This window comes from Streptomyces phaeochromogenes (assembly GCF_001418655.1).
GTDB lineage: Bacteria > Actinomycetota > Actinomycetes > Streptomycetales > Streptomycetaceae > Streptomyces > Streptomyces phaeochromogenes.
The window spans coordinates 1-3,632 of the sequence record NZ_LIQZ01000586.1 but is presented as its reverse complement, the minus strand read 5'-3'; the positions used below and the strand labels follow the sequence as shown (position 1 = coordinate 3,632).

Below are 3,632 nucleotides of genomic sequence, written 5' to 3'. Positions count from 1 at the left end.
GGACCTGGCAGCCGCGCGCGAACTCCTCGCGACGGCCGCCTGCGAGGTCGAGCGCACGCGCGCGGCTGCCAGGTCCATGCCGAGGACGGCGGCGACCTCGTGCGCGGCGAGCTGGTGCCGCACGGCCAGTTCGAGCGCCTCACGCTGTTCGGGCGTCGTACCGGCGGCCTCCGGCCAGGCCAGCAGCGCGAGTTCACGACGGCGACGGTCCTCCTCGGCGGCGGAGAGGAGGTCGGCGGACGGGTCCGCGGTCCGGTCGGAGGCGCGGTCGGCCGCCCGGTCGGCTGTCTGCCCGCCGGGACGGTCGGCGGGACGGTCGGCGGGGCGGTCGGCGACCGCGGCGGCGGCTCGGTGGACGCCTGCGTACGCGCCTTGGGACCGGCCGTCGCCGTACGCACTCTGGGGGCGGCCGGAGGCGTGCGCGCCCTCGGATCGTCCCAGCGCATGGGCGCCATGACGTTTCTGCTTGGCCTCGGCGAGCTTGCGCAGGCACGACCAGCGGGCGAGGGCGTACAGCCAGGCCCTGCGGTCGTCGGGTGCCTCCGGGCCGCGCTGCCCTCGGCGCTCGGCGAGCGCGAGTACGTCGCCGAGGGCGGCGGTCGCCGTGTCGTGGTCGCACAGGACGGACAGGCAGTAGGTGAACAGACCGTCCAGGTACGGCTCGTAGCGCGGAGGCGGGCACTGCGCCAGCGTGCGCGCCGCCGCCCGGTCGCGCGCCTCGCGGTGCGCCCGGTGTGCGCTGGTGGTGCGGGTCGAGGTCTCGGGACTGCGGCTCATCACCCGTGCGACCGTAGGGGCCGGGCGGTGGCCCCTTCTTGCTGCTTGCGCACATTTAATCCGTACGGGTGAAACGATCCCTCATAAGGGGACAGGAACCCTGAATTCCATGGCGTGTTCCTGACGAGCCGTGGGCGGTTTGTGAAGGGTGCCCGGTTATCGGCATCAGGCGCGGAACTGACCGGCACCGCGCTGTCAGTGGCGGCGGTTACGGTTCGTGTCATGGCTGCCCGTACGAAGACCGCGAAGGACCGGCCGTCCTACCGCTGCACCGAGTGCGGCTGGCAGGCGGCCAAGTGGCTCGGCCGCTGCCCCGAATGCCAGGCCTGGGGGACGATCGACGAGTACGGCGCGCCCGCGGTGCGGACGACGGCCCCCGGCCGGGTCACCACGTCCGCGCTGCCCATCGGCCAGGTCGACGGCCGGCAGGCGACCGCCCGCTCGACCGGCGTGCCCGAGCTGGACCGGGTGCTCGGCGGCGGGCTCGTACCGGGCGCGGTCGTGCTGGTGGCGGGCGAGCCGGGTGTCGGCAAGTCCACGCTGCTGCTGGACGTGGCGGCGAAGGCGGCCAGCGACGAGCACCGCACGCTCTACATCACGGGTGAGGAGTCGGCGAGCCAGGTCCGGCTGCGCGCCGACCGCATCAAGGCGATCGACGACCACCTGTTTCTGGCGGCGGAGACCGATCTGGCCGCGGTCCTCGGCCACTTGGACGCGGTGAAGCCGTCCCTGCTCATCGTCGACTCCGTGCAGACGGTGGCCTCTCCGGAGATCGACGGCGCCCCCGGAGGCATGTCCCAGGTCCGCGAGGTGGCCGGCGCCCTGATCCGTGCCTCCAAGGAGCGCGGCATGGCCACCCTGCTGGTGGGCCATGTCACCAAGGACGGCGCCATCGCGGGACCGCGGCTCCTGGAGCACCTCGTGGACGTCGTCCTGAGCTTCGAGGGCGACCGGCACGCGCGCCTTCGGCTCGTACGGGGCGTCAAGAACCGTTACGGGACGACGGACGAGGTCGGCTGCTTCGAGTTGCACGACGAGGGCATCACCGGTCTGACCGACCCGAGCGGCCTGTTCCTCACCCGCCGTGCCGAGCCCGTCCCCGGCACCTGTCTGACCGTCACCCTGGAAGGCCGCCGTCCCCTGGTGGCCGAGGTCCAGGCGCTCACCGTGGACACCCAGATCCCCACGCCGAGGCGTACGACCTCCGGTCTGGAGACCTCCCGGGTCCAGATGATGCTCGCCGTTCTGGAGCAGCGCGGCCGGATCAGTGCCATCGGGAAGCGGGACATCTACACCGCGACGGTCGGCGGTGTGAAGCTCACCGAGCCCGCCGCGGACCTCGCGATCGCGCTCGCGCTGGCCAGCGCCGCGAGCGACACCCCGCTGCCCAAGAACCTCGTCGCGATCGGCGAAGTGGGCCTCGCGGGCGAGGTCAGACGGGTCACGGGCGTCCAGCGCAGACTCGCCGAGGCCCATCGTCTGGGCTTCACCCACGCCCTCGTTCCGAACGATCCGGGCAAGATCCCCGCCGGCATGAAGGTCCTGGAAGTCGCCGACATGGGGGACGCCCTGAGGGTCCTCCCGAGGTCGCGTCGGCGAGAGGCCCCACGGGACGAGGAAGAGCGCCGGTAGACTTTGCCCAGGTCTCGCCCGTCCGTACGAACTCAGGGCGCCCCCAGACACCTGCGACCGGAGGAGTGCAGTGGCAGCCAACGACCGGGCAGCAGTTCCCGGCAAGTCCGCCGGGAGTTCCGGTGCCGATGGCCTGATGCGCACCTCACTCAGCGCCGTGGCACCCGGCACAGGGCTGCGTGACGGCCTGGAGCGCATCCTCCGCGGCAACACAGGCGGGCTCATCGTGCTCGGCTGGGACAAGACCGTCGAGGCGATGTGCAGCGGCGGTTTCGTGCTGGACGTCGAGTTCACGGCGACCCGGCTGCGCGAGCTGTGCAAGCTCGACGGCGGCATCATCGTCGACAAGGACATCACCAAGATCCTGCGGGCCGGTGTGCAGCTGGTGCCCGACCCCACCATCCCCACGGAGGAGACGGGTACCCGGCACCGCACGGCGGACCGGGTGAGCAAGCAGGTCGGCTTCCCCGTCGTCTCCGTCTCCCAGTCCATGCGGCTGATCGCGCTGTACGTGGACGGGCAGCGGCGGGTCCTGGAGGACTCGGCCGCGATCCTCTCCCGCGCGAACCAGGCGCTGGCCACGCTGGAGCGGTACAAGCTCCGGCTCGACGAGGTCGCCGGCACGTTGTCCGCCCTCGAAATCGAGGACCTGGTCACCGTCCGGGACGTGTCCGCGGTCGCCCAGCGGCTGGAGATGGTGCGCCGGATCGCGACCGAGATCGCCGAGTACGTGGTCGAGTTGGGCACGGACGGGCGGCTGCTCGCGCTTCAGCTGGACGAGTTGATCGCCGGGGTCGAGCCCGAGCGGGAGCTTGTCGTGCGGGACTATGTGCCCGAGCCGACTGCCAAGCGGTCGCGGACCGTTGACGAGGCGTTGTTCGAGCTCGACGCGCTCACCCATGCGGAGCTTCTCGAACTGCCTACGGTGGCTCGGGCGTTGGGGTACACGGGGTCGCCCGAGGCGCTCGACTCCGCGGTTTCGCCCCGCGGGTTCCGGTTGTTGGCCAAGGTGCCGCGGTTGCCGGGGGCCATTATCGACCGGCTTGTCGAGCACTTCGGTGGGTTGCAGAAGCTGCTCGCTGCGAGTGTGGATGATCTGCAGACCGTGGATGGGGTGGGGGAGGCTCGGGCTCGTAGTGTGCGGGAGGGGCTTTCTCGGTTGGCTGAGTCTTCGATTCTTGAGCGGTACGTGTAGCCGTCCGGCGCTTGGCGGGGGGTGCGGG

The 3,632-nt window shown here is 71.6% G+C and carries 3 protein-coding genes; 2 read left to right on the top strand and 1 reads right to left on the bottom strand.

Annotated features, from left to right (window positions below):
• On the bottom strand, positions 1–780 hold a 780-nt coding region (locus AOK17_RS46200), incomplete at its 3' end, for an RNA polymerase sigma factor (protein ID WP_483855193.1).
• 219 nt (positions 781–999) lie between these two features.
• Here AOK17_RS46200 and radA point away from each other — a divergent pair.
• Complete coding sequence (radA, locus tag AOK17_RS46195; RefSeq protein ID WP_055618635.1) at positions 1,000–2,409, top strand: DNA repair protein RadA; 1,410 nt, start codon at positions 1,000–1,002, stop codon at positions 2,407–2,409.
• A 70-nt stretch (positions 2,410–2,479) separates the two neighbouring features.
• Positions 2,480–3,604 carry a DNA integrity scanning diadenylate cyclase DisA gene (gene disA / locus AOK17_RS46190; RefSeq protein WP_055618634.1) on the top strand — a complete coding sequence of 375 codons (1,125 nt, stop codon included), beginning with the start codon at positions 2,480–2,482 and terminating at the stop codon, positions 3,602–3,604.
• The last annotated feature ends 28 nt before the right edge of the window (positions 3,605–3,632 follow it).